This window comes from Paenibacillus germinis (assembly GCF_013141785.1).
Taxonomy (GTDB): Bacteria; Bacillota; Bacilli; order Paenibacillales; family NBRC-103111; genus Paenibacillus_E; species Paenibacillus_E phytorum.
Genome location: NZ_WHOC01000019.1, coordinates 391,178 through 414,810, shown reverse-complemented (window position 1 = coordinate 414,810; position 23,633 = coordinate 391,178). Strand labels below are relative to the sequence as shown.

At 45.5% G+C, this 23,633-nt stretch carries 22 protein-coding genes; 16 read left to right on the top strand and 6 right to left on the bottom strand.

The window, feature by feature from the left end:
* The first annotated feature begins 23 nt into the window (after nt 1–23).
* A complete protein-coding gene (locus GC102_RS04285; protein ID WP_029195596.1) occupies nt 24–311 on the top strand; it encodes an Fpa/YlaN family protein in 288 nt (95 codons plus the stop codon).
* Nucleotides 312–352: 41 nt separating this feature from the next.
* Here GC102_RS04285 and cax read toward each other — a convergent pair whose 3' ends face one another.
* Nucleotides 353–1,399, bottom strand: coding sequence for a calcium/proton exchanger (cax, locus tag GC102_RS04280; protein WP_171688335.1), 1,047 nt, complete (start codon nt 1,397–1,399; stop codon nt 353–355).
* Nucleotides 1,400–1,597: 198 nt separating this feature from the next.
* Between cax and GC102_RS04275 the strand changes: the two genes are divergently transcribed.
* On the top strand, nt 1,598–1,978 hold the full coding sequence (locus GC102_RS04275; RefSeq protein WP_029195598.1) for an Asp23/Gls24 family envelope stress response protein: 381 nt from the start codon (nt 1,598–1,600) through the stop codon (nt 1,976–1,978).
* Nucleotides 1,979–1,997: 19 nt separating this feature from the next.
* Here GC102_RS04275 and ftsW read toward each other — a convergent pair whose 3' ends face one another.
* Together ftsW and GC102_RS04265 are read right to left on the bottom strand one after the other, a co-directional pair.
* On the bottom strand, nt 1,998–3,167 hold the full coding sequence (gene ftsW / locus GC102_RS04270) for a putative lipid II flippase FtsW (protein ID WP_171688334.1): 1,170 nt from the start codon (nt 3,165–3,167) through the stop codon (nt 1,998–2,000).
* A 13-nt stretch (nt 3,168–3,180) separates the two neighbouring features.
* Nucleotides 3,181–3,528: a YugN family protein gene (locus GC102_RS04265; RefSeq protein WP_171648669.1), complete on the bottom strand. Its 348-nt coding sequence runs from the start codon at nt 3,526–3,528 to the stop codon at nt 3,181–3,183.
* A gap of 204 nt (nt 3,529–3,732) precedes the next feature.
* Here GC102_RS04265 and GC102_RS04260 point away from each other — a divergent pair, with 204 nt between their 5' ends.
* From GC102_RS04260 to GC102_RS04240, 5 genes are all read left to right on the top strand, one after another.
* Nucleotides 3,733–4,902: a M20 family metallopeptidase gene (locus GC102_RS04260; protein WP_171688333.1), complete on the top strand. Its 1,170-nt coding sequence runs from the start codon at nt 3,733–3,735 to the stop codon at nt 4,900–4,902.
* A gap of 63 nt (nt 4,903–4,965) precedes the next feature.
* The gene (locus GC102_RS04255; RefSeq protein ID WP_171688332.1) at nt 4,966–5,406 is read left to right on the top strand and encodes a CBS domain-containing protein; all 441 of its coding nucleotides are present in this window, start codon (nt 4,966–4,968) and stop codon (nt 5,404–5,406) included.
* 148 nt (nt 5,407–5,554) lie between these two features.
* Nucleotides 5,555–7,660, top strand: coding sequence for a PAS domain-containing sensor histidine kinase (locus GC102_RS04250; protein WP_171688331.1), 2,106 nt, complete (start codon nt 5,555–5,557; stop codon nt 7,658–7,660).
* Nucleotides 7,661–7,832: 172 nt separating this feature from the next.
* A complete protein-coding gene (locus tag GC102_RS04245; protein WP_171688330.1) occupies nt 7,833–8,981 on the top strand; it encodes a Gfo/Idh/MocA family protein in 1,149 nt (382 codons plus the stop codon).
* A 57-nt stretch (nt 8,982–9,038) separates the two neighbouring features.
* Nucleotides 9,039–10,112 (top strand): Gfo/Idh/MocA family protein, encoded by a 1,074-nt coding sequence (locus tag GC102_RS04240; protein ID WP_047672606.1) that lies wholly within the window; start codon nt 9,039–9,041, stop codon nt 10,110–10,112.
* Between the two features lie 331 nt (nt 10,113–10,443).
* On the opposite strand, the gene GC102_RS04235 is transcribed toward GC102_RS04240, so the two are convergent.
* Nucleotides 10,444–10,956: a thermonuclease family protein gene (locus tag GC102_RS04235; protein WP_171688329.1), complete on the bottom strand. Its 513-nt coding sequence runs from the start codon at nt 10,954–10,956 to the stop codon at nt 10,444–10,446.
* A 195-nt stretch (nt 10,957–11,151) separates the two neighbouring features.
* On the opposite strand from GC102_RS04235, the gene GC102_RS04230 reads away from it, so the two are divergent.
* The 3 genes from GC102_RS04230 to GC102_RS04220 all read left to right on the top strand — a co-directional run bounded on the left by GC102_RS04230 (nt 11,152) and on the right by GC102_RS04220 (nt 15,465).
* A complete protein-coding gene (locus GC102_RS04230; protein ID WP_246320719.1) occupies nt 11,152–12,834 on the top strand; it encodes a DNA repair helicase XPB in 1,683 nt (560 codons plus the stop codon).
* A 16-nt stretch (nt 12,835–12,850) separates the two neighbouring features.
* On the top strand, nt 12,851–14,887 hold the full coding sequence (locus GC102_RS04225; RefSeq protein ID WP_171688328.1) for a helicase-associated domain-containing protein: 2,037 nt from the start codon (nt 12,851–12,853) through the stop codon (nt 14,885–14,887).
* 128 nt (nt 14,888–15,015) lie between these two features.
* Complete coding sequence (locus GC102_RS04220; protein WP_171688327.1) at nt 15,016–15,465, top strand: YlbF/YmcA family competence regulator; 450 nt, start codon at nt 15,016–15,018, stop codon at nt 15,463–15,465.
* Nucleotides 15,466–15,468: 3 nt separating this feature from the next.
* Here the strand turns inward: GC102_RS04220 and GC102_RS04215 are convergent, their stop codons facing one another.
* Complete coding sequence (locus tag GC102_RS04215) at nt 15,469–16,473, bottom strand: asparaginase (RefSeq protein WP_171688326.1); 1,005 nt, start codon at nt 16,471–16,473, stop codon at nt 15,469–15,471.
* A 47-nt stretch (nt 16,474–16,520) separates the two neighbouring features.
* Here GC102_RS04215 and GC102_RS04210 point away from each other — a divergent pair, with 47 nt between their 5' ends.
* The 6 genes from GC102_RS04210 (at nt 16,521) to GC102_RS04185 (ending at nt 21,633) form a co-directional block, all read left to right on the top strand.
* Nucleotides 16,521–16,784 (top strand): YlbG family protein, encoded by a 264-nt coding sequence (locus GC102_RS04210; RefSeq protein ID WP_029195610.1) that lies wholly within the window; start codon nt 16,521–16,523, stop codon nt 16,782–16,784.
* Between the two features lie 211 nt (nt 16,785–16,995).
* Nucleotides 16,996–17,433, top strand: a complete 438-nt coding sequence (locus GC102_RS04205; RefSeq protein WP_029195611.1) for a hypothetical protein — start codon at nt 16,996–16,998, stop codon at nt 17,431–17,433.
* A gap of 112 nt (nt 17,434–17,545) precedes the next feature.
* Nucleotides 17,546–18,457: a selenium metabolism-associated LysR family transcriptional regulator gene (locus GC102_RS04200; RefSeq protein WP_171648691.1), complete on the top strand. Its 912-nt coding sequence runs from the start codon at nt 17,546–17,548 to the stop codon at nt 18,455–18,457.
* Nucleotides 18,458–18,532: 75 nt separating this feature from the next.
* On the top strand, nt 18,533–19,390 hold the full coding sequence (locus GC102_RS04195) for a PHP domain-containing protein (protein WP_171688325.1): 858 nt from the start codon (nt 18,533–18,535) through the stop codon (nt 19,388–19,390).
* A complete protein-coding gene (galU, locus tag GC102_RS04190) occupies nt 19,387–20,268 on the top strand; it encodes a UTP--glucose-1-phosphate uridylyltransferase GalU (RefSeq protein ID WP_171648697.1) in 882 nt (293 codons plus the stop codon). Before GC102_RS04195 ends, galU begins: the two co-directional genes overlap by 4 nt.
* A 42-nt stretch (nt 20,269–20,310) precedes the next feature.
* Entirely contained in the window at nt 20,311–21,633 is a 1,323-nt protein-coding gene (locus tag GC102_RS04185) for a UDP-glucose dehydrogenase family protein (protein ID WP_171688586.1), read from the top strand.
* Between the two features lie 63 nt (nt 21,634–21,696).
* Here the strand turns inward: GC102_RS04185 and GC102_RS04180 are convergent, their stop codons facing one another.
* The gene (locus tag GC102_RS04180) at nt 21,697–23,457 is read right to left on the bottom strand and encodes an Rqc2 family fibronectin-binding protein (RefSeq protein WP_171688324.1); all 1,761 of its coding nucleotides are present in this window, start codon (nt 23,455–23,457) and stop codon (nt 21,697–21,699) included.
* Nucleotides 23,458–23,633 lie beyond the last annotated feature (176 nt).

The following is a 23,633-nucleotide window of genomic DNA, read 5'->3' as shown; positions in this document are numbered from 1 at the left end:
ATGCGTATAGGGGGAAGTTGGGAATGTCTTCATCTGATCTATTGCTGGACATGAATCAAAAAGCGCTTAATCTTCTCCAAGAAGATGCAGATAAAATCGAAAAACTAATCGAAGTACAAATGGAGAATTTGACTACGCGTCAATGTCCACTGTATGAAGAAGTTTTAGATACGCAAATGTACGGACTTTCTAGAGAAATTGATTTTGCCATTCGAGCGGGACTTATTTCCGAAATACCTGGTAAACAAATTCTCAGCAAGCTTGAACGTAACCTTGCGCAGCTATATGAAGCGTTGAATAACAAAAAGTAACCCTTCTCAATGGGTTACTTTTTTTGTCTTTGTTTGCGTATTTAGACTAGGAAGAATACGACGCCTAGAATGATGTAGACCACAAGCAGCAGGAGACCTTCATACCAGTTGGTCGAGCCATCTTGGGTTATTGACTTCGTAATAAAGACCGCGACTCCGATTGCAGCAAGTTCATAGGTGGTGAAGACAATGTTCATGGGTGTTCCACTTACGAAGAAACTGACAAGTACAAGCACTGGAGCTACGAATAAAGCGATCTGCAACGAACTGCCGATTGCTATTTCAACGGCTGCGCCCATTTTATTTTTCATGGCCATCATCACGGCGGCGCTATGCTCCGCGGCATTTCCAATAATGGCAATAAGGAATGCACCTACAAACAGCTCGGATAATCCAAATCTATGGGTAACTTCTTCTAATGTACCAACTAACCACTCACTAGTGAAAGCTACCATGACGGTGGCTAGGATTAGAAAAAGAATGGAAGTTCCTTTGGACCAAGCTGCCTCACCATGTTCAATGGCTTCATCAGAAAGTACACTTTTGTGTGTAACCATGGAGAATAGAAGCCAGAGCAAGTAGGCGACGATCAGTAATATGGCGACGATCATGCTCATTGTTGACGTTTCTTTGGTTGTCAATCCGCCTGCGAAGATGGCTGGAATGAATAACGCAACAACCCCAAGAATCATTAAGGAAGAATTGTGTGATGCAAGTTTTACGTTAAATGACTGTTCTTTGAACTTTAATCCACCTGCAAATATACTCAGTCCCAGAACAAGCAGCAGATTGCCGATGATGGCTCCAGTGAGACTTGCCTTGACGACATCGAACAATCCGTCTCGAACTAAGAAGAACGCAATAATTAACTCGGCTGCGTTACCGAACGTTGCATTGAGGAACCCTCCCACACGCTCACCTGCATAGTGGGCAACACTTTCTGTCGCTTTACCTAGAAATCCAGCTACAAAAATGATAGCTATACAAGCAATTACGAATTGAAGTGTTGAATTTAGATGCATGTAATGAGCGATACCCGTTGTAACGAAAGAAATAATTAACCCGATGTAAAACAATTTTCCCTTCAAAGTAAACCCTCCGACTCATTCTTTTATTGGTACTTTTTGACTTCTTTTAATATACCCACTTTGGAACCCAATGTAAATTCGATTTGTCCGTTGTCGCTGTTCTTGCTTTCATCTAGTGAACTTATTACAATAGATTTATACCAGAGTGAAGAGACTTTGAGCTCCACTCAATGATCCCAATATGAGGAGTTGATCTGTATGTCCGAAGACAATCAAACCGGCTTAATTCGTATTTCTGATGATGTAGTATCGACAATTGCAGGACTTGCAGCTCTGGAGACAGCAGGCATAGCAGGCATGTCAGGCGGTATCTCGGAAGGCTTAGCTAAGCGACTCAGTGGTAAGAATGTTCAGCGTGGGGTTTCTGTAGAGGTCGGGCAAGTGGAAGCAGCCATCGATCTACGTGTTATCGTCAATTACGGTTCCCGTATTCAGGATGTATGCAGGGATCTCCAAGAAAACGTGAGAGAAGCTGTTGAAAATATGACCGGGCTAACCGTGGTGGAAGTCAATGTCAAGGTGGAAGGCGTCGCGTTCAAGGAAGAAGAGACAGCAGACGATCCACATCGTGTAAAATAGAAAAAAGACTCAATCGATATCACTGAAATCGATTGGGTCTTTTTTTGGGTTTTGCTTCTTCTTTGTGTGATTGTTCCCGGGAAATACTGAGCAGAATCCCCATACTGATGAGAGAGACCATCATGGAGGAACCTCCTGCTGAAATAAAGGGCAAGGTTACACCGGTAAGTGGAATGGATCCAGTAACGCCACCGATATTAATGACGGCTTGGAAGGCGAAAATGCTCATAATGCCAACTCCTGCTACCATACCGAACAAATCGGGACTGCGAACAGCGACAAGGATGCCACGCCATATAAAGAGCAGGAAGATAAGGATGAATATGGAACTCCCAATAAAACCAAACTCTTCCCCAATGATTGCAAAAATGAAGTCGTTATGAGCTTCAGGTAAATAATGCAGCTTCTGAATGCCTTGACCGAATCCTGCACCAGTCAGTCCGCCGTGTCCGAATGCGAATAAGGATTGGACGACCTGATACCCAGTATCCGAAGTATCGGCCCATGGATCGAGAAATGAGGTTAGACGGTTCAAACGGTAACTGGTTGACGTATCTGCTGTGTTATTTTTTAGTAAGTAAAGGGTAACAACCATGGTCCCGATCGCCGCAAGGCCTGTCCCCAAAAGGAAAATATGCTTTAGGTTGGAGCCACCCACAATGATGACAATGGCAGAGCAAACCAGCAGGATCATACAGGAGCCCAAATCAGGCTGGAGCATGATGAGCATGCTGACAAATCCGACGATCACCAAGGCAGGGAGCAGCCCCTTCTTAAAATTACGGAACTTCTCTTCTTTATTACTAATGAGAGAAGCCAAGTAAAGAATTACGATGAGTTTGGCGAATTCTGTTGGCTGAATGCCAAATTTACCTACATTAAACCAGCTGGCTGCACCATTTGATTTTGATGTGAAAATAACGAGAACGAGCAGCATAACGATAACAAAGAAAGCGGGAATAACCAACTTTTTCAGCTTGGTGTAATGGAGGTTCATGCAGAAAAGCATGCCAACACTTCCTAAGCCAACAGCTATCAATTGCTTCTTCGTAAAATACCATGGGTCGTCCCATCGATAAGCACTCGTCATTGAGCTTGCACTGAAAACCATGGCAAGACCGAAGCAAACAAGTACAAAGGTTAAAAATAGCAGCAGAAAATCCGGCGTTCCTCTTCGAGGGGGATTCATGCTGTTTCCTCGCCTAGTCTGCTAATAATTGCTGCAGTTGAGCTAATTTTTGGTTGGAAATTTTGAGAACCGACTCAGGGATAGGAGAATTGTAATCCAAGCCATGCGGGAACGTTTCTTTACCTATGTAAGCTTCTTCTAGGAATAAAATTGCATAAGGAGATTCTAGTTTACCGGATTCTACACGAGCATTTACACGTAAGAAATACACGGATTTACTTGCTTTATCTTCCATTTTAAAATCATAAGTAGCACGCGTGTATTCCCACTGCCAACGCACGAAACCAAGTTTAGTCGTTACTTCATCCAGGTGAGCCAAATCGCTTTTTAAGCCTTTTAGGCCAGTTGCTTCAATAATCAATTTTAACGCCTCCATATTGTACGTATGCATTCTTTATTCATGATAGTATGTTTCCAAAGGTTCTGCAAGTCGATAACAACGTCAATTTTCTAATATTTGATGGCACTTTACAGATGAAACATGATCATTTATTTGGTAGAATAGGTTCAATGACACGGCAAGCGTGAAAAGTTAAGAAACAAGGATGGGCGGAGGATTTTCCTTATGAACGATTTTCAAGCAAGCTTACAAGCGAATTATGAAGAAATGGTTGCCTGGAGGCGCTACTTACATCAAAATCCCGAACTATCTTTCCATGAATATCGCACCGCTGAATTTGTGGCGAATCATCTACAAAGTTGGGATATTGAAGTTCGCAAAAATGTAGGAGGCAATGGTATTGTCGGACTGCTCCGCGGCAGCAGTGAAGGTCCTACGGTTGCGCTTCGAGCAGACATGGATGCACTGCCTATTCAAGATGAGAAGAACTGTGCGTACTCTTCGCTCACGAAAGGCGTTATGCACGCTTGTGGACACGACGCACACACTTCAACACTGCTTGGTATTGCCAAGGTGGCGAGTCAGCATCGCGATCAACTAAAAGGGAATCTGGTTTTCCTGTTCCAACATGCTGAAGAAATTACGCCTGGTGGCGCTGATTCCATGATCCAAGACGGAGCTCTTGAAGGTGTTGATGCCGTGTTCGGCGTTCATCTATGGACACCATTTCCTGTAGGCCATTTTTATTCCAAAGCGGGTCCCTTAATGGCGGCACCCGATGAATTCACCATTCATATTCAAGGAAAAGGTGGACATGGGGGGTTGCCTCATCAAACCATTGACAGCATTTATGTAGCTTCTCAATTAGTTGTTAATCTTCAAGCGATCGTGAGTCGACAAATAGATCCGATAGAACCATGTGTGGTTAGCGTTGGATCCTTCCACGGGGGCTCTAGCTTCAATGTCATAGCCGAAACGAGTGTGCTGAATGGCACTGTACGCACTTTCAATGCGGAACTTAGACAAGATGTGAAGCAGCGCCTCGAACGGATCGTACATACCACTTGTGAGATGAATCAAGCTTCCTATAAGATAAACTATAAATTAGGTTACCCTACAGTTGTTAATGACGGGAAAGAAGCAGAGCGCTTCTTCAAAGTCGGTACCGAGTTGTTTGGGGCAGAAGCCGTGCACGAGTCCCCACTTATTATGGCCGGAGAGGACTTTTCCTATTATTTGAACCACCGACCAGGCTGTTTTATGTTCGTTGGTGCAGGTAATGTTGAAGCTGGCATCGTACATCCGCACCATCATCCGAAGTTCGATATTGACGAGAAATCCATGCTAAATGCAGCAAATTTGTTGTTAGGAATGGCTTTGGATTATATGGCATGAATGCCGTCCTTCCTTTGGAGAATGCTATAGAGGTAAGTTAACTCCGAGGAGGGATTATGGGACATGGCAGGTAAAACAGTAAGGGACATCATGAGTAAAGATTGCGTTACCGTTACTCTGCAGGATAATGTTTACGAGATCGCTTTGAAAATGAAGAATCACGATATCGGATTCGTTGCCGTTGTTGAGGGTAAGAAGCTCATTGGTGTTGTAACAGACCGTGACCTTGTTGTTCGCGGATACGCAGAAAAGCATTCTGGTTCTACTGCTGTCGATAAAGTAATTACGAAGGATATCGCGACAATAACCCCGGATACATCTGTTGATGAAGCCGCCAAAATAATGGCTAAGGATCAAATTCGACGTTTACCTGTAGTGGAGAACGGCGAGCTTGTCGGAATCGTAGCCATCGGTGACTTAGCGGTTCGAGGCAGCTTTGAGGATGAAGCAGGGGAAGCGCTTAGCAAAATTTCATCAGACAAAACACTAGTCGGCAGTAGATAATCATGATCCACGCATAATAATAAGCAACCTGTTTTCCATTCTATGGAGAAGGGTTGCTTTTTTTGTCAGGAAAAATTGTTATCTTTACTACCGATAAGTGATGAGAGATAATGGTAGCGAAAAGGGTAGGGGAGGTTAACATCTTAGAATGAATAGGGTCGAAGACAGCGCATTTATTGGTGTCATTATTCTAGACGCAGGTTGGCATTATACATATATCAACGAATATGCAGCAAAAATTTTAAATCGTAGGCCTAATGAATTATTGGGTAAAGTCGCTTGGGCAGAATTTCCTGCTGCGATACGGTACGCTTGTTACGATCAATTCCATAAAGCCCGTAAAAATAAGGAAGAAGTTCATTTTGAAGAATACATAAAATCGTCCAATCAGTGGGTTAAGGTAAGTGCATATCCATTTGGCGGGTGTTTGCATATTGCACTCCGTAAACCGGATTTTGCTGAAATTAGTTCATTGCTAGAAAGTGAGTATTATCTAAAATATACAGAAAATTTTCAAGATTTAATCACACTGACTTCAGTAGATGGTAAATTTCGATATCTATCCCCTGCTATTCATCCGCTGCTCGGTTATGAGGTTGGTGAAATGGTCGGTACTCGTATCTTGACGTATTGTCATTCAGAAGATATAGAGATTCTGAGAGACATTTTTAATGATGAAAACCATTCAGCTAATGCAGATCAGGGGATGATTACCTGTCGTTTCCTACACAAAAAAGGTTGGTACGTGTGGTTTGAAAAAAATTTCAAATGGATGGTAGATGACGATGGCAGAAGAAGTCAGATATTGGGCATTTGGCGCGATATTACGGAACGTAAGCTGGTCGAAGAGCGTTTTGTTCAAGCGCAAAGGCTGGGGCAATTTGGCAGCTTTGAACGATATCTGAACGATGAGTATTGCTTGTGGTCCGAGGAAATGTACCGTATCCATGGTCTTGATCCCGTAGATTCCATCGAATTAAACGAAGCTATTAAGCAAATTGTGTCGGATGATCGCGATAAAGTAGCCCTTGCTTTTGAGACAGCTATTCAGGTTGGAATCGCAGAAGTCGAGTACAGGATTGTTCGCAGTGATGGAGAGGTGCGCCATCTGAAATCTCAAATCGAGCGAGTCACCCGAGATAACGGTCGTACGGCTTTACGGGGACTCATTCACGATATTACATCACATAAACAAATTGAAACTGAGCTTAAAAGAAGCAAAGCCAATTTGGAAATTGCGCAAGAAATCGCGGGATTGGGTCACTATGATTGGGATGTGATCAGGAATGATTTGTATTGGTCAGACGAGTTGTTTGTGCTGTTTCGTATGCGCCGTGAATTATTCGGGAATACAATAGAAGCCTTTTTTAATGCGGTTCATCCGGAAGATACAGTTAAAGTGAAAGAGGCAATTCGTGAAGCTCTGCATGGCGGTCTACTAGATTTGGTATATCGAATTATTGTGAATGAGACTGAGGTTCGAATGATTCATACCATGGCCAAAACGACCTATGATGAGTGGGGGAGACCGCTGCGTCTATTTGGAACGGTGCAGGATATCACGATACAGAAACAGACAGAAGAGCTTCTTCGCAAAACGGAAAAATTGAATGTCGCTGGACAATTGGCAGCTGGTATCGCGCATGAGATCCGTAATCCGCTTACGGCACTCAAAGGATTTGCTAAGCTGATGTGTCATGCCAACGAAGAAAGCAAACTGCGGTATTTTCAGATTATGCAAGAAGAATTTAATCGTATCGAACTGATCTTAGGAGAGCTTCTGATTCTTGCTAAGCCACAGGCTGTAGCTTTTCATCCTTATGATACCACAGCTATTCTTGGCGAGGTTATTGAACTGCTGAATACAGAGGCAATCATGAGCAATGTGATCATCGAACTAGATTATGAACCAAATCTTCCTCTGGTTAAATGTGAGCGAAACCAATTGAAGCAGGTTTTCGTGAATATGATTAAAAATGCCATTGAGGCGATGCCAACAGGAGGCTGCCTGAATGTATCTGTGAGGAAGGTTGCGAGCGGTGTAGCTTTCTATTTCGCAGATCAGGGACTGGGTATATCGGAGGAGCGGCTGCCGCGCATAGGGGAACCTTTTTATACGACGAAAGAGAAGGGGACTGGGCTCGGCGTAATGGTAAGCTTCGCGATTATCGATGAACATCAAGGACATATAGAATATCAAAGTAAGCTAGGCGTTGGCACCACTGTCCTTATCCAACTGCCAGCTTTTTCGTAAAAAATGAGAGAATAGACCAGGAAACTGGTCTTTTTTTCATTTCTATCTATCTTGTAACTGTCAAAGTTCGCAATAAGGTGGTCAATCTGCGACAAGATGCTGTCTTCTAAATATGCTACATTGATAACGTGTTCAATAATTGTGAAACTAACAAGAAAAAGGTGATAACCATATGGAGAAAGTAAGGATTGGTATTATTGGTCTGGGCAATATGGGAACCGGACATGCCAAATATTTGGTGAACAATGAAGTGAAGGGTGCTCAGCTTACCGCTATTTGTGAGTTCAGAGCGGACCGATTGGAATGGGCGAAAGAAAACCTAGGTGAAGGTGTCCAATTATTCGACAATCTCGATACATTCCTTGCTTCGGGGACAATTGACGGTGTATTGATTGCGACTCCACACTATGACCACCCAGAAGTAGCTGCCCGTGCATTTGAAGCCGGACTCCATGTGTTGTGTGAGAAACCAGCAGGTGTTTACACCAAACAAGTTCGTCAAATGAACGAAGCTGCGCAAGCTTCAGGTAAAGTATTCAGTATGATGTACAATCAACGTACAAATCCATTATATAAAAAGCTGAAAGATCTGGTTTCTTCCGGAGAGCTTGGTGAAATTCGCAGGACGAACTGGATTATTACGAATTGGTACAGATCCCAAAGCTACTACGATTCAGGCGGCTGGCGTGCTACATGGGCAGGCGAAGGCGGCGGTGTACTCATTAACCAGGATCCGCATCAGCTTGACTTGTGGCAGTGGACGATCGATATGATGCCTAAACGAGTTCGTGCGTTCTGTTATTTCGGAAAGCATCGCAATATCGAAGTAGAGGACGATGTAACCGCATTCGTAGAGTATGAGAACGGCGCTACGGGCTTATTCGTTACAACGACGGGCGAAGCACCAGGTACGAACCGCTTCGAGTTGTCCGGTGATCGCGGTAAAATTGTGATCGAAGATGGCAAGCTAACTTTCTGGCGTTTGCGTGTATCCGAACGAGAATTTAATGAAACCTTCACGGGTGGATTTGGCCAACCGGAGTGCTGGAAGTGCGAGATACCAATTGAAGGGCAAGAAACTGGCCACAAAGGCATCACGCAAAACTGGGTGGATGCCATTCTACATGGCACGCCATTAGTTGCTCCAGGAGAAGAAGGAATCAAAGGTCTGATGCTTTCCAACGCCATGCTGTTGTCGACGTGGACAGACAATTGGGTAGACCTGCCGATTGACGAAGAACTGTTCGAGCAGCATTTGCAAGATAAAATAAAAAATTCCACTGTCAATAAAGAGGCTGGTTTTAAAACACTTGTAGTCTAATAACATGAACACCCCGCGCTATTGCGTACATGGGTAGGATAGTGGAGGAATTGGGACATGCAGAAAAGCGATGGAATGAATTACGCACCAAAAGGGAAGCCGAACATTGTCGTTCAAAAAGGGGAGTTCGTTTTCGCAGCGATTGCCTTGGATCACGGTCATATCTATGGTATGTGCAATGGCTTGCAGGAAGCAGGAGCAGAGCTCAAATGGGTTTATGACCAAGACGCTGCTAAGGTAAAGGCTTTCGTTGAGAAGTATCCCCATGTGAAAGTGGCTGCATCTGAACAAGAAATATTTGATGATGCGGAAGTCAAGCTAATTGCTTCAGCTGCTGTACCTTCGGAACGCGGAGCGTTAGGTGTCCGAGCGATGGAGAATGGCAAAGATTATTTTACAGATAAAGCTCCTTTCACAACGTTAGATCAACTGGCTGCAGCCAAGGCAACTGTTGAAGCGACGGGTCGCAAATTTGCAGTATATTACAGTGAGCGTCTCCACGTGGAAAGCGCTGTTTTCGCGGGTCAGCTTATTGAAGAGGGTGCAATTGGTCGTGTCGTGCAGGTCATTGGTTTAGGGCCGCACCGATTGGGTGCATCGAATCGCCCGGATTGGTTTTTCAAGAAGGAAAATTATGGCGGCATTCTCTGTGATATTGGCAGTCATCAAATCGAACAGTTTCTGCATTACGCGGGGTGTAAGGATGCTACCGTTGTTAGCAGCAAAGTGGCGAATTACCATGCGAAGGATTATCCGGAGCTGGAGGATTTCGGTGACGCTACATTGATCGGGGACAACGGGGCGACAAACTATTTCCGTGTGGATTGGCTTACTCCGAGTGGTCTGGGAACTTGGGGAGATGGTCGGACGGTTATTCTAGGAACAGAAGGATATATCGAACTGCGTAAATACATTGACATCGCTCGCGATCCGCAGGGAGATCAGTTATACCTGGTCAACCAGCAAGGAGAAAAGCACTACAGCCTTCATGGACAAGTAGGCTTTCCTTTCTTCGGTCAGTTGATCTTGGACTGTCTGAATCGTACAGAGCATGCCATGACACAGGCGCATACGTTCAAAGCAGCAGAGCTGTGCTTGCTTGCTCAGGCGAATGCAATCCGTGTGGAGTAGATCTACACATTAACTGTACAAAAGCCTTCATGGGCATCGATAATTGCCTTTTGCCATGGTAACATGGTAACACAGCTGTACGTTTAGCTTGAAATTCGGGTAGTCTAGCGGTAATATCGCTAGCTGCCCGTTTTGCGTTTCAGCGGTAATGGTCATTTTGGGAAGCAAGGAAAGACCCAGTCCATGCATCAGAGAAAAGATTTGAGCAGCATATAAGAGAAATAGAAAAGCGCTCAAGAAGGGCCCAATGGTACGAAAAAAAGGAGAGAAGGGGTTTTCGTTTCCTCCCGATTGCTGGCTTGCTATCGGCACTTGCCTTGGTAGTTATCGGTTATTTTTTGGTATCAAATGCTTTATCGTAATCCTTCCATAAGCCTTTCTTTTTATTACGGGCTGTTTCTTGATCTTTCTTAAAGGCATCCACGTACTTGACGTTCGGAGGATATGTAGCGATCCGCGCATACCCCTCTTGAACTAGGGTACGGTTAAACAGTTCTTCACCGATCCATACGTAAACAAGCAAGCGATCATACTGATCCTTTTTATCTACATCAAATTCAAGCTCAACGGTTTCCTTCTCCAATCGCTTCTTCGTATAAGCACTTGCTTCTTTCCCATAAAACATAACCGGCGTATTAGGTTTTTTCGTCTCCGGTGTGTCCACACCAATTAATCGAACTTTCTCTTTCTTCCCCTTCATTGTGACCTCAAGCGTGTCACCGTCCACAATACGTTCCACTTTTACACGCTCTCTGCCAGCTACAGCTGCGGGTTTACTCCCACAAGCAGTCATCAAGATAACTAGACTAAGCAGCGCAGCAAGAGAGATCATCCATTTGTGCATGAAGCACCTCCTAAGAGTTTTCGTAAGAAAACTTTCTTCGTAATCATATGCTGAGTTTTCCTTTAGGAAAACTTGCATCGTAAGCATTTACTGAGTTTTCGTAAGCATTTCCTTAAGTATGTTTTAGACGTTAGCATGGTGGGGATGTTTAAATCAAGTGCTTTCCTTTCATACTAGGAAAAAAGGAGGCAGCACATGATTGTCATGGACCCTACCCGTCCTCTGATTGTACAGAGTGATTTATCGATATTAGTGGAGACGAATCACCCGGAATTTGAAGCTATAAGGGGGACTATATCCCGTTTCGCGGATCTTATCAAAAGCCCTGAGCATCTCCACACGTATCGGATTACGCCATTATCGCTGTGGAATGCATCAGCTGCTGGCATGCCAATTGAGGAAATGTCGGACTTTTTACAACGAAATGCCAAATTTGGTGTCCCTACCGGAGTACTAAGCAGCATACGTAAATATGTGAAGCGGTATGGCATACTGCGTATGGAGAATGTCGGAAATGAGCTCTATTTAGTTAGCGATGATACGGTCGTGTTAAAAGAAATTAGCGCCTACGATTCGTTGAAGAGGTACCTAGAGGATACCCGCGGAGAGCGAGCTATTGCTATTTCTCCGATTTCACGTGGTGTCTTGAAGCAAGAACTTATCAAGCTGGGGTATCCTGTAGAAGATTTGGCCGCTTATCGCAGCGGTGAGTTTCTTCCGATTCAGCTTCGGAATGAAGAGACGATGGAAGCGCCTTTCCAACTGCGGGATTACCAAAAGCATGCTGTAGATGCTTTTAACCGTGTCGGAGAAGGCGGCAGCGGTGTGTTGGTACTTCCCTGTGGAGCAGGGAAGACAGTGGTCGGCATAGCCGCGATGGCCAGATGCAACTGCGCTACATTGATTCTGACAACCAATGTTACTTCGGTGAAGCAATGGAAGCGTGAGATATTGAGCAAAACGGGTTTAGCGGAAGATCAGGTAGGAGAATATAACGGCACTACGAAGGAAGTAAGGCCTATCACGATTGCGACTTATCAGATTTTGACGCATCGAGGGAAGAAAGAAGACGAATTCTCGCATATGCGGCTGTTTAGTCAGAGAGACTGGGGGTTGATTATATATGATGAAGTTCATCTTCTGCCAGCTCCTGTTTTTCGGGCAACAGCTGAGATTCAAGCGACCCGCAGACTCGGGTTAACGGCTACATTAATTAGGGAAGACGGCCATGAAGAAGACGTTTTCTCACTTGTGGGACCGAAGAAATATGATATGGCTTGGAAAGAACTAGAGTCAAAGGGCTGGATAGCCAAGGTCGCCTGCAAAGAAGTACGAGTGTCTCTATCGACTTTTGATCGGGATCGTTATGGAGCTTCGGGTGCTAGACAGCAGTTCAGGATTGCTGGAGAAAATGCTGCTAAGCTAGACGTTATAGACCACTTACTGCAGCTTCATGCTAATGAACAGACGTTAATTATTGGCCAATATATTAGTCAGTTGGAGCTTATCGCTGCCCACACCGGCGCGCCAATGATCAGCGGTGGAGTGGCGCATGAACTTCGAGAGGACCTATACGAACAATTCAAGAAGGGTCAGGTGCCCCTCCTTATTGTATCCAAGGTTGCCAATTTTGCTGTGGACCTACCCGATGCCGTCGTAGCGATTCAGGTGTCGGGCAGCTATGGTTCGCGGCAAGAAGAGGCACAGCGGCTTGGACGCATCCTTCGCCCTAAGAGCAGCGGTACGAACGCAGCTGTCTTCTATTCTCTGATTAGCGAGGATACGAAGGAGCAGGATTTTGCGATGAAAAGGCAGCTGTTTCTAGTTGAACAGGGCTATCAATATAGCATAACGAGTTGGAATCAAGCGGCGAAATGACGAGAAGGAGCATAGGATGAGATTTGAACATATGGATAGGAAAATGCCCCGAGAACTGAGAGAGTTCATTATTGAACAAAAATGGTGCTCTTCTTTCTTAGAACAAGGAGTGGCATTACCTGATTTAATGACGGATCGGAAGTACCTTGCTGAGTTGAACAGTCATTTGTCATTGGATGAAAAGCATACTCTGCGTCTCATATTATCCGCATTCGGTTGTGAACCATTTACAAGAGAAGCATTGGAAAAGCAGGCAGCTCTTCGTATGGCGGGTGCGCAAGTGGCTCTAGGCCTTTTAGGGCTTAGAAAAGCAGGTGTTATTGCGGCTTTTCGCAAAGCTTGGGGGGAGCAGCTTTTTATTCTGCCTGAGGATGCTTTTGCAGCGTGGCAGATGTTATTATTTCCGTCAGATCAGCTTCAAACAGGTAAAGAGGATTTGGCTCTTGAACTGTGGGAAGCCGGGAGCTCTGGGCAATTAAACACATCAGATGCAGCAGCACTGATACATCCTAGAGGCTTGGCACAGCAGCTGTTTCATTTTTTGGTGGCTTGTAACCAACAATCATCTCTACCGCTCACGAACAAAGGAACTTTACATAAAAAGCAGCTGCAAAAGCTAACGGAGCATCTAGCCTTGCCTAATGATATTTTACGCTCAGCTGGGCTTACTTACGCATTTAGAGACGTTTATGATGAACCTGCCGCGCTAATGATTGAAATGGCTATTCGCATGGGGTTCCTTTCTATTCATAGTCAAGGTGACTGTTACCTTTTCAACCAGCAGGCCTGTCTAAGATGGCTTCAAGACTCCTATGATAGGCAGCAGGGGCAGTTATATCAGATTTGGCGTCAGTTATTAGTTCCTGCACCTGTCTGGCTTGAACATGGCATATCATTGATGGAGAAAGGAGAGTTCGGGCAGTGGTATGATATGGACGTTTTTATAAAAGGAATCCGTTCTTGTTGTTCCTTCGGGGGGCAGGTGATGGATGAATCCTCGCTTCGGAAGTCTATCATGACCACATGGATGGCTCCTTTGTCTGTTTTCCGTTTCATAGAGTTGGGTACCGACGAGGATGATCATCTATGGTTTCGATGGATAATCACGCCGATACAAGAGGCCTTACACGATAGGGAAAGTAACCTCAGATCGTCAGAAACGCATATTGAGGCGCGTCCCTCGCTTTATGTGCAGCCGGATTTCGAAATGTTGCTCCCCCCAGACGTACCTCTTCGCACAGAATGGGATATCGCGGTTTTCGCTGACCTCCAAGCGACAGATCTTGTTCGTACCTATCGCATAACCAAAGAAAGCTTTTACCGTGCTTCGGAAAAGGGGGTGAGCAGCGAAGAGATGATTCGGATGCTGCACGAGAATGCTCTTTACGAAGTACCCGCACATATTACGATTACTTTACAGCAATGGGGGGAGCAGGCTGGCAAGCTGTATATCGAAGAAGTAACGTTGCTTCGCTGCCGTTCCGAGGATATTGCGGAGGCCTTGCTTAGAAACGAGAAATGCCTACCCCTTCTTGGGGACCGCGTTGGCCGAGCAGACTTTATTATTTTGCGTGAACATCTTACAGTGCTTACGAAGTGTTTAGAGAATATGGGTTTCAATCCAAGAAGCAGCCGAAAAGACGAGAATACAGCGATTTCCAATCCCCTGATTTCGTCCGAAAATCAGACAGGTGGCCTTTGTTATTCACGGGATACCATCCAGCTCTATGAAATGGATGCCCATTTGCCGGAGTGGGCCGAATTGTATCCGGATATGCAGGATATTCCTGTAAGCTGGATTAAGGAATTTCGTGAGTATCACGGCTCTACTCGCAAAGAGATGATCCGCAAAGCAATTGAATGGAAAAGCGTTCTGCAGCTTCGTAAAGAAGGACGAAATCGCTTCATTATCCCTCGAATTCTCCGCGAAGAACGGTCGGGCTGGATATTGGAAGGACTGGAGGAATATCAGGAGATTTCTTTGGCGAGTGAGGATTGGGAGGAAATGAAGCTTATTTTGCCTGGTATCAATGATGAAGGTGTTTATACATAGGTTAGAATGAGTGAATGATCAACTGGACGAGGATTTCACTGTAAAGAGAAAAGGAAGAAACTCTTGAGGAACTGTGGTATAGTAGAGAAGTTATCTATTCTTTGAGAGGAAGGATGTTGATCGTAGTTATGTTACAGATAATGGAAGCAGAAACAATAGATATGTCGGCCGTTCTTATGCAGGCTTATGACATGGGTGATATGATTAATTCCTCTGCTGAAGTGGCAGATTATTTATATTGGAAGATCGCTGTGGAGAACAGCGCGGAAGTTCGGGATCTTAAAGCGGTTTTCGCCAGAAAGAAAGATGCTTTCGAGGAATGTGAGCGCTTTGGGCATTACCACCCAAGCTATCACGAAGCCTTAGCCGCGGTGAATGAGATTCAGGAAAAGCTGCATGCTGTTGAAGCGGTGCGTAGGTTTAAAGAAGCGGAAGACCGTTTGGACGATTTGTTGTTTACAGTTTCCACAACGATCGCGCATGCGGTCTCCGATACAATTAAAGTCCCAAGCAATAATCCACTTCCAACTGGCAAAGGCTGCAGTTCCGGTGGAAGCTGCAGCGGGAATTGCGGGTAAGAACTAAAGCTGGAAATCGGGGCGGATGATTCCGACCTCGGTTCTCTGCCAGTTATGAATGGTTGGGGTATGATACGATGCAAGTTCGCCTACTTCGGATTCCGAAAGCAAGCTTAGCTGCTTCAAAGCTTCGATGACAGCGGGATACAAGGCCCGGACATTACCGTCTTCGATCTTTAAGACGAAGCCTAGTCCCTGCTCAGGAATCGTGATGGCGAAGATGCCTTCGGCTCCCATCTTGCCGATGATACGGCCTTTGGTTACCTCGATTAATCGCGTATCGAAGCGGTCGCTTCCCGCGAGGAATTGAGGATATTTTCGCACCGCGTCGACAATTCTTTGGCAAGCGTTTGCACGTACTTGCGGTAATTCGTCAGGGCGGCCTAATCGGGCGAAGGCAAGTGCCAGTTGGTCAATGCTCATGCCGAATACAGGCACCCCACAACCGTCAATCCCGAGCTGCATTTGCGGCTTCGGCACGCCGGTCATGGCGCACACTGCATCGAGCATAAGCTGCTGGATAGGATGCTGGATGCTCATGTAGGTATCCGGCGATGCACCAAGGTGTGCGCTAAGCGCTAGCATGCCCGAATGTTTGCCCGAGCAATTATTGTGCAAAGTGCTCGGGGATTCTCCTCGCTCGCGCATCGCCTGTGCGGTCGGCGCGTGGTAAGGTTCATGTGCACCGCACTGCAGGTGCTCATGATGGTAACCGAGCTTGCCCAGGATACCCTGGGCAGTGCTCACGTGCTCAGCTTCCCCGTTGTGGGAAGCGCAGCATAAGGCGATTTCGGCATCAGTGAGGCCGAAATGATCAGCCGCGCCGGATTCTATCACCGGCAATGCTTGAATGAGCTTCGCCGTCGAACGGGCGAAGGTGAGCAGCTGCGGGTCGCCTGCTTGATGCAGCAGCATCCCCCCTGCGTTAACGACCGCGAGGTGGACGCGGTGAATACTTTCTGTTATGCTTCCACGGAATATGCGGACAATGGTGTCAGAAGGCTTCATGCAGTGGGTTCACTCCATACTAGGATTATTGAAAAGAGGTTGCAATCATGATGATCGAGCGTAGCGGATTAATCATTTGGGTAAACGATATCAAAGCCGCGAGAAACTTGGAACGGTTCGGTTCCCTTCATTACATATCCAAGAAAATGAATTATGCCGTTCTTTATATACATGCCAGCAAAGTAGATGAGACAACACGGAACCTTTTGAAGCTCCCGTACGTCAAAAAAGTAGAGAAGTCTTATCGTAACGAAATTAAAACCGAATACAGTAGTGATGTGCCGGACAAAACTAGATTTTACACCCTTTGAGGCTGCAGTGCAAAACGAAAGCTTCGTAAGAAGCTTTTTTTATTTTTTGAATTTTTAGAAAATAAGCATTTTTTCATGATTTCACAAATATTTATTAATAATTTTATATATTCTTACATGGGAAAAAAAGTTATAATCAAGTAAAATATAACTTACAGTCAGATAGGGAATAGGTACACGGTCTCATTTTAGTAGGAAAGGGGTTGTGATCATGAAAGACAAGGTGATGGGGAGATGGAGTACTTATGAACCATTCTTCGTACAGCTGGGTGACAAGAAAGTGGCGGATGTCGTGATCACGAATCATGCGAAGCTGAGATGGAGTGATCGTGTTTCTAGCGAAAACAATTCACTCGAGGAAATTTGCGCTTTTCTATGGGAAAAGCTTAAAAATGATAGCATCGTCCCTTATTATCGCAATGAAGAAGACGTTTATCTCATTGATGATGACCTTGTCGTTGTTGCTGAGTTCTCCCATTTGGAACATGAGACTGATCTCGTGGGCAATCCGCTTCACAAAATGATTATTGTTACTTTCCTTGGGAAAATGTCAGAAACAATGGAGCTTCGTGATTTGAAGTCCTATTATTCTTGGCTTAGACACTCACGTCGCATGACACTGATCAAGAACAGTCGTAAGCGTCGATAACCGAATAGGTTGCTTAGTTGGAGTGTGTCGATGGCGGCATACTCTTTTTTGCGCCTTAATGGACTGTGTGCTTGCGATTTCATATAATGGAAACAAAGAGAGGCGGGTTCACATGGCACTTAATTTTCATCAACTACATATTTTCTTTACCGTAGCGGAGAAAGGCAGCTTCTCTCATGCGGCGGGAGCCTTACATATGACACAGCCTGCGGTGACCATGCAGGTGCAATCACTGGAAGATTATTTCGGTGTCAAGCTATTTCACCGCAGCACCAAAAAGATCGAGCTGTCCGAAGCGGGACGAGCTCTGCTGCCTTTTGCTAAAAACAGCATTGAGCTTATTCGTGAGACGGATGTTGCCATGTCCAAATTTACGAAAATGATTGAAGGACGGCTGCAGTTAGGCGCCAGCTTAACGATGGGGGAATACATTTTACCTCGTCTTCTTGGACCTTTCAGCAAAGACTATCCTAACATCTCCGTATCGATGAAAGTGATGAACACGGCCCAGATTTTGGACGAGGTCCTGAGCCATCAGCTCAATTTCGGACTTGTAGAAGCGCCCATTCATCATCCGGATGTCCATACCGAAGCGATTCTTAGTGATGAGCTTAAGCTCATCGTGCCTGCGGACCATCCGCTAGCCGATATGGAGGTTGTAACACTGGAGGAGCTGTTGAAATATCCGTTTGTACTTCGCGAACAAGGATCCGGGACGAGAAGAGTGATGGAAGAGGAGTTTGCGCGCTGCAACATGGATTGCTCTTCCATGAAGATTGTCATGGAACTTGGCAGCACTGGTGCTATCAAATCTGCTGTTGAAGCGGGTTTGGGTATATCTATTCTTTCCCAGTCGTCCGTCAAGCATGAAGTGACGCTAGGCCTCTTTAAAGTGAAGCAGATCGAGAACATCGCCTTCGAACGCAGCTTCTATGCTATTTACTTGAACTCTACGCTGCTGCCTATATCGGCAGTAAGCTTCATGACTTTCTTGCGACAAGAGGATTTGAGCCGCTTTCTTTAATGTTTTACATAAATCTACAGTTCGCTTAATGATGAGTTCATAAATGTCATTTACGATGAAGGAAGGTAATAGAAAATGTCTGCAAGAATCGAAGCGGATTTACATACACATACGACAGCGTCAGATGGGACTCAAAGCCCTGCGGCTAACGTTCAAATGGCGTTTGACGCCGGACTAGGCGCTATTGCGATCACTGACCACGATACGGTCTCCGGTGTCGCAGAGGCGCTCTTAGCGGGGCGTGAGCTCGGTATTGAGGTCGTGCCAGGCGTTGAAATCTCCACGGTTGCTAATGGTCAGGATATCCACGTACTAGGTTATTATATGGACATTCATAATGAGCAATTTCTTCAGAGACTATCATCTTTGCGAGAAACGAGAGATACCCGCAATAATATGATTATTGAGCGCTTGCAGCAGCTCGGACTAGACATCACAATGGCGGAAGTGCTGCGGGAAGTAGAAAATATTAAGAGTAAAGGCGACACAGTTGGAAGGCCTCACATCGCTGCGGTACTGCTAAACAAAGGCTATGTGAGCTCAATTAGCGAGGCTTTTGACCGCTATTTAGGAACTGGTGCTGCCGCTTATGCGAACCCGCCAAGGATCGTACCAGCTAAGGCGATTGGGTGGATCCAAGAAGCAGGAGGAAAGGCTGTCCTCGCACACCCAGGTATTTACCATGATGATGCCCTTGTAGAGGCAATTGTTCATCAAGGCTTGGATGGTATTGAAGTCTATCACTCCGACCATACGCCGGAAGATGAGGCGAAATATCTTAGCCTTGCACAGCGCTCCGGACTTCTCATAACGGCTGGTTCCGATTTCCACGGTGAACGAGGCGGTGTCGTATTCCACGCACCTATCGGTTCGAGGCGAATAGGAATCGATGTTTTACAAAGCCTCAAGCTAGAGAAGGAGCAGCGTTCATGAAGAAAATTCGCAAAGCTATTATCCCTGCAGCAGGTTTGGGAACTCGATTCCTGCCAGCTACAAAGGCGCAGCCCAAAGAGATGTTGCCTATCGTTGATAAACCGGCCATTCAATATATCGTGGAAGAAGCGATTGAATCTGGCATTGAAGATATTATTATTGTCACTGGACGCAATAAGCGTGCCATTGAAGATCATTTTGACAAATCGGTCGAACTTGAGATGATGTTGGAGGAAAAAGGCAGTACGCAGCTTCTCGAAATCGTGCAATCCGTTTCGAATCTGGCTGATGTTCACTATATTCGGCAAAAACAGCCTCTTGGACTTGGTCACGCGATTCTGTGCGCCCGCAAATTTATTGGTGATGAGCCATTCGCGGTTCTGCTTGGCGATGATATTCTTCAATCCTCGCCGCCAGGACTTAAGCAAATGATGGACATCTACGAACAATCCGAAACGTCCGTCATTGCTGTGCAAGAAGTGCCATGGGAAGATGTAAGTAAGTATGGTATCGTCTCTCCCTCAAGTAGCTTAGGTAACTACCAGTTGATCGAAGATCTAGTTGAGAAGCCGGACCGTGATCAGGCACCTTCGAATTTAGCCGTTATTGGGCGGTATATCATCATGCCGGAAATTTTCGGTATTTTGGAGAGACAAGAGCCTGGCCGCGGCGGCGAAATTCAATTGACCGACGCTTTGCGTGTACTCAACAGACAGCAGCAAATGGCTGCCTATCTGATGCAAGCTAAGCGCTACGACGTTGGCGATAAGATGGGATACATTGAAGCGACCATCGAACTTGCCTTGCAGCGTCCGGATTTACAGGACCAAGTAAAAGCCTATCTATTATCTCTGATTCGTCAGTTGGAATTGAAATAGAGAAACGCGATTGAACTTGGGAGGTTGGATGGAATGGTAAAGGTGCAGCGAATTGCGGTTATTGGAACGGGATATGTCGGACTGGTATCGGGTACTTGCTTTGCGGAGATGGGGCATCAGGTTATTTGCGCTGATCGTGACGAAGGAAAAATAGCTCGCTTGCAGCAAGGGGATATTCCAATCTATGAACCTGGTCTGAAGGAGCTAGTCATGTCCAATCTGCGAGCTAACCGCCTATCATTTACTTCGCAAATCAGTGATGCCATATTCTTATCCGATATCATCTTCATTGCTGTTGGAACACCAACAGAAGACAATGGCGATGTGGATATGAGCCAAGTTAACAGTGTCATTGCAAGTATTGCCACCTATTCCACGACTTCCAAGATCATCGTGATGAAAAGTACCGTACCGGTAGGAACTGGTCGCTGGGTAGAAGAGCAGTTGAAATCGTTAGCTGCTGCTCATTTAGACATGCATGTCGTTTCTAACCCTGAATTTCTTCGAGAAGGCTCTGCCATTGAGGATACCTTTCATCCGGATCGTGTCGTTATTGGTGCGGATCACCTTGAAGCAGGAGCCCGAATTGCTGCCCTGCACGCTCCTTTACGAACCGAGCTGCTTCTGACAGACCGCGAAAGCGCTGAGCTTATCAAATACGCCTCCAACGCATTTCTTGCTGCCAAAATTTCATTTATTAACGAAATGGCTCATGTTTGTGAGAAAGTGGGTGCTAATGTTGGCCTTGTGGCTAAAGGCATGGGGCTGGATCGCCGCATTGGTCCTCATTTTCTGAACGCAGGTATTGGATACGGGGGCTCCTGCTTCCCTAAGGATACGAAAGCGCAGCTTAAGCTTGCTCAGAACGTCGATTATGATTTCAAAATATTACGTTCCGTGATTGAAGTGAATCACCTGCAGCGAGAACGTTTTGTACATAAAATTGAACGTGCAGTCGGCAATTTGACCGGGAAGCGAATCGCTGTCATGGGTTTGGCTTTTAAGCCGAATACAGACGATTTGCGTGATGCTCCAGCGCTCGATATTATTGCCGCACTTAAAGAGCGGGGTGCCATAGTTAACGCTTATGACCCTGTATCTACAGGGCATGCTGCTCGGCTCCTTCCCGAAGTGAACCTGTTCACCGATCCTTATCTTACCCTCCATGAGGCTGACGCCGTGGTTATCACCACGGAGTGGGATGATATTCGCCGCATGAACTGGCGTCTGGTTAGAAGCCTTGTGAAGGAACCCCTCATCGTGGATGGACGGAATATGTTTGAACCGGAAGAGATGAGCAGACTCGGGTTTACCTATGTGTCGATCGGCAGAAAAACAGCCATGTTGGACATGGTTATTTCATGAAAATATGAAACGAAAGAACCTAGCGTGTTAAGTCGCTAGGTTCTTTATTCTTCAAAGGAAATTTTATTTTATCGTTACGTTCATCTGCTTAATCATGTTCTCATCCGGCGTAACAAATAGCGTCTTCTGATTCACATAGATGACAAATCCGGGTTTGGACCCATTTGGTTTATGGACATGTTTAATGGCCGTATAGTCAACAGGGACCTGGCTTGAATGTTTGGCTTGACTAAAATACGCGGCCAATTGGGCTGCCTCCAGCAGGGTAGTCTCTGAAAAGCTATCGCTGCGAATAACGACATGGGAGCCAGGAATATCCTTCGTATGCAGCCATGTATCCATCGAAGAGGCTAGTCGATTTGTTAAATATTCGTTCTGCGTATTATTTTTACCAACATAGATCGGGACACCTTCACTGGAAAGGTAGCAGGCCAAAGCCGGCTTATCTTTCTTTTTCTTTTTACGCTGTTTTTTATTGCGGTCCCGTACATAACCTTGCTCCATAAGCTCATCGCGGATCTCTTCGATATCGGTTAAAGAAGCGACACTAAGCTGCTGCAGTAAGGAGTTTAAGTACGTAATCTCTTGATGAGTTTGTGCAATTTGTTCCTCGACAATCGCCGTGCTGTTTTTCATTTTTGTGTACTTTTTAAAATACCGCTGGGCATTTTCAGAGGGGTTCCATAGCGGATCCAGCTTTATTTTTATCAAAGCTTGGTCCTCATCATAGTAGTTGATGATCTCGACCTCGCGATCCCCTCTTTTGATCAGGTGAAGGGAGGCTGTCAACAGCTCACCGAGAATCCGATATTTGTCGGCATCTTTGGAGTCATCAACGGTTTCTTGAAGTTTTTCCAACTTTTTAACATTTTTATTCGCTTCATTATGCAAAAAACGGAGCAAATCAGCCACCCGTTGTTTGACTGTATCTCTTTCCGCTTTGTCGCCATAAAAGTGCTCTAAACAATCGCTCGGTGTCGCATAGGACGTGGAAATGCCGGTAATGTGTGTTAAAGGTGTCATGGCAAAGAACAATTTACCGGTACCTTCTTGCTCTACAATGACGGGTTCGTAGCGATGCTGACGTACAGCCGTCATGACACCATCGAAAGCTGTCCACAAGGCCGCTAGGTCATCTTCTTGTTCGTTGTTCCCGCCTTGGCGGCTGCGGAATACGATTTCTTTGGCGATCAAAGGACTTAGCCCACTGAATGCAGCAACTAATTTTTGTTCAGGTTTTTTCGTGGACTCTTCTTCACCGGAATCTTGATGAATAGCCTGCAAGAACGATGAGGCATCGGCCTCAAGCGGATTTTGTTTATCCTGCTCAGGGGGCGTGACATACTTGCTACCCGGCATAACAATCCGATAAGAACTAATGGCAGGCGTTACGTGATGGATGCCGTCTAGAATCGATTCCGTTGCCGGGTCCAGGAGAATAATATTGCTGTGTCGGCCCATGATTTCCACAATAATCTGTTTGGTGCTCATATCTCCTAATTCATCGCGATGACGAATTTGCAAGCGAATGACACGCTCCATACCGATTTGTTCCACGGATTCAATAACACCGCTCTCACAGTGCTTGCGAAGCAGCATACAGAACATAGGAGCATCCATTGGATTTAAAGAAGACTGCTCGGTGATTTGGACCCTCGGATAGGTAGGGTTTGCTGAAAGAAGAAGTTTTACATTTTTCCCTTGTGCCCGGATATGCATAATAACGTCATTTTCGGTGGGCTGGTGAATTTTATTGATTCGGCCTCCTACACACGCTTGCAGTTCGTGAACAATTGCATGAAGGACTAGTCCGTCTAAAGCCATGATACATACAACTCCATTCTAGGGAGCTAATTGCAATGTGGGTTGAAATCGCAATTAGCTCCTCGGTTAAAAACTTTGCTAACCTCTATGATGCCATACTTTTCACAAAAACTTAAGTGTTAGTCGGCAAGAAAGATGATTTCAGGGATATTTTCCTGCTTGTCTGAATACATTTA

What these genes read in the sequence shown, in the direction of transcription:
- GC102_RS04180 (WP_171688324.1), bottom strand. Translation starts at nt 23,457, where the DNA reads ATGGCTTTAGACGGACTAGTCCTTCATGCAATTGTTCACGAACTGCAA.
- GC102_RS04215 (WP_171688326.1), bottom strand. Translation starts at nt 16,473, where the DNA reads ATGAAGCCTTCTGACACCATTGTCCGCATATTCCGTGGAAGCATAACA.
- GC102_RS04245 (WP_171688330.1), top strand. Translation starts at nt 7,833, where the DNA reads ATGGAGAAAGTAAGGATTGGTATTATTGGTCTGGGCAATATGGGAACC.
- GC102_RS04195 (WP_171688325.1), top strand. Translation starts at nt 18,533, where the DNA reads ATGTCTGCAAGAATCGAAGCGGATTTACATACACATACGACAGCGTCA.
- GC102_RS04235 (WP_171688329.1), bottom strand. Translation starts at nt 10,956, where the DNA reads ATGCACAAATGGATGATCTCTCTTGCTGCGCTGCTTAGTCTAGTTATC.
- GC102_RS04250 (WP_171688331.1), top strand. Translation starts at nt 5,555, where the DNA reads ATGAATAGGGTCGAAGACAGCGCATTTATTGGTGTCATTATTCTAGAC.
- GC102_RS04255 (WP_171688332.1), top strand. Translation starts at nt 4,966, where the DNA reads ATGGCAGGTAAAACAGTAAGGGACATCATGAGTAAAGATTGCGTTACC.
- galU (WP_171648697.1), top strand. Translation starts at nt 19,387, where the DNA reads ATGAAGAAAATTCGCAAAGCTATTATCCCTGCAGCAGGTTTGGGAACT.
- GC102_RS04240 (WP_047672606.1), top strand. Translation starts at nt 9,039, where the DNA reads ATGCAGAAAAGCGATGGAATGAATTACGCACCAAAAGGGAAGCCGAAC.
- GC102_RS04225 (WP_171688328.1), top strand. Translation starts at nt 12,851, where the DNA reads ATGAGATTTGAACATATGGATAGGAAAATGCCCCGAGAACTGAGAGAG.
- GC102_RS04275 (WP_029195598.1), top strand. Translation starts at nt 1,598, where the DNA reads ATGTCCGAAGACAATCAAACCGGCTTAATTCGTATTTCTGATGATGTA.
- GC102_RS04220 (WP_171688327.1), top strand. Translation starts at nt 15,016, where the DNA reads ATGTTACAGATAATGGAAGCAGAAACAATAGATATGTCGGCCGTTCTT.
- GC102_RS04230 (WP_246320719.1), top strand. Translation starts at nt 11,152, where the DNA reads ATGATTGTCATGGACCCTACCCGTCCTCTGATTGTACAGAGTGATTTA.
- GC102_RS04260 (WP_171688333.1), top strand. Translation starts at nt 3,733, where the DNA reads ATGAACGATTTTCAAGCAAGCTTACAAGCGAATTATGAAGAAATGGTT.
- ftsW (WP_171688334.1), bottom strand. Translation starts at nt 3,167, where the DNA reads ATGAATCCCCCTCGAAGAGGAACGCCGGATTTTCTGCTGCTATTTTTA.
- GC102_RS04210 (WP_029195610.1), top strand. Translation starts at nt 16,521, where the DNA reads ATGATGATCGAGCGTAGCGGATTAATCATTTGGGTAAACGATATCAAA.
- GC102_RS04200 (WP_171648691.1), top strand. Translation starts at nt 17,546, where the DNA reads ATGGCACTTAATTTTCATCAACTACATATTTTCTTTACCGTAGCGGAG.
- GC102_RS04205 (WP_029195611.1), top strand. Translation starts at nt 16,996, where the DNA reads ATGAAAGACAAGGTGATGGGGAGATGGAGTACTTATGAACCATTCTTC.
- GC102_RS04285 (WP_029195596.1), top strand. Translation starts at nt 24, where the DNA reads ATGTCTTCATCTGATCTATTGCTGGACATGAATCAAAAAGCGCTTAAT.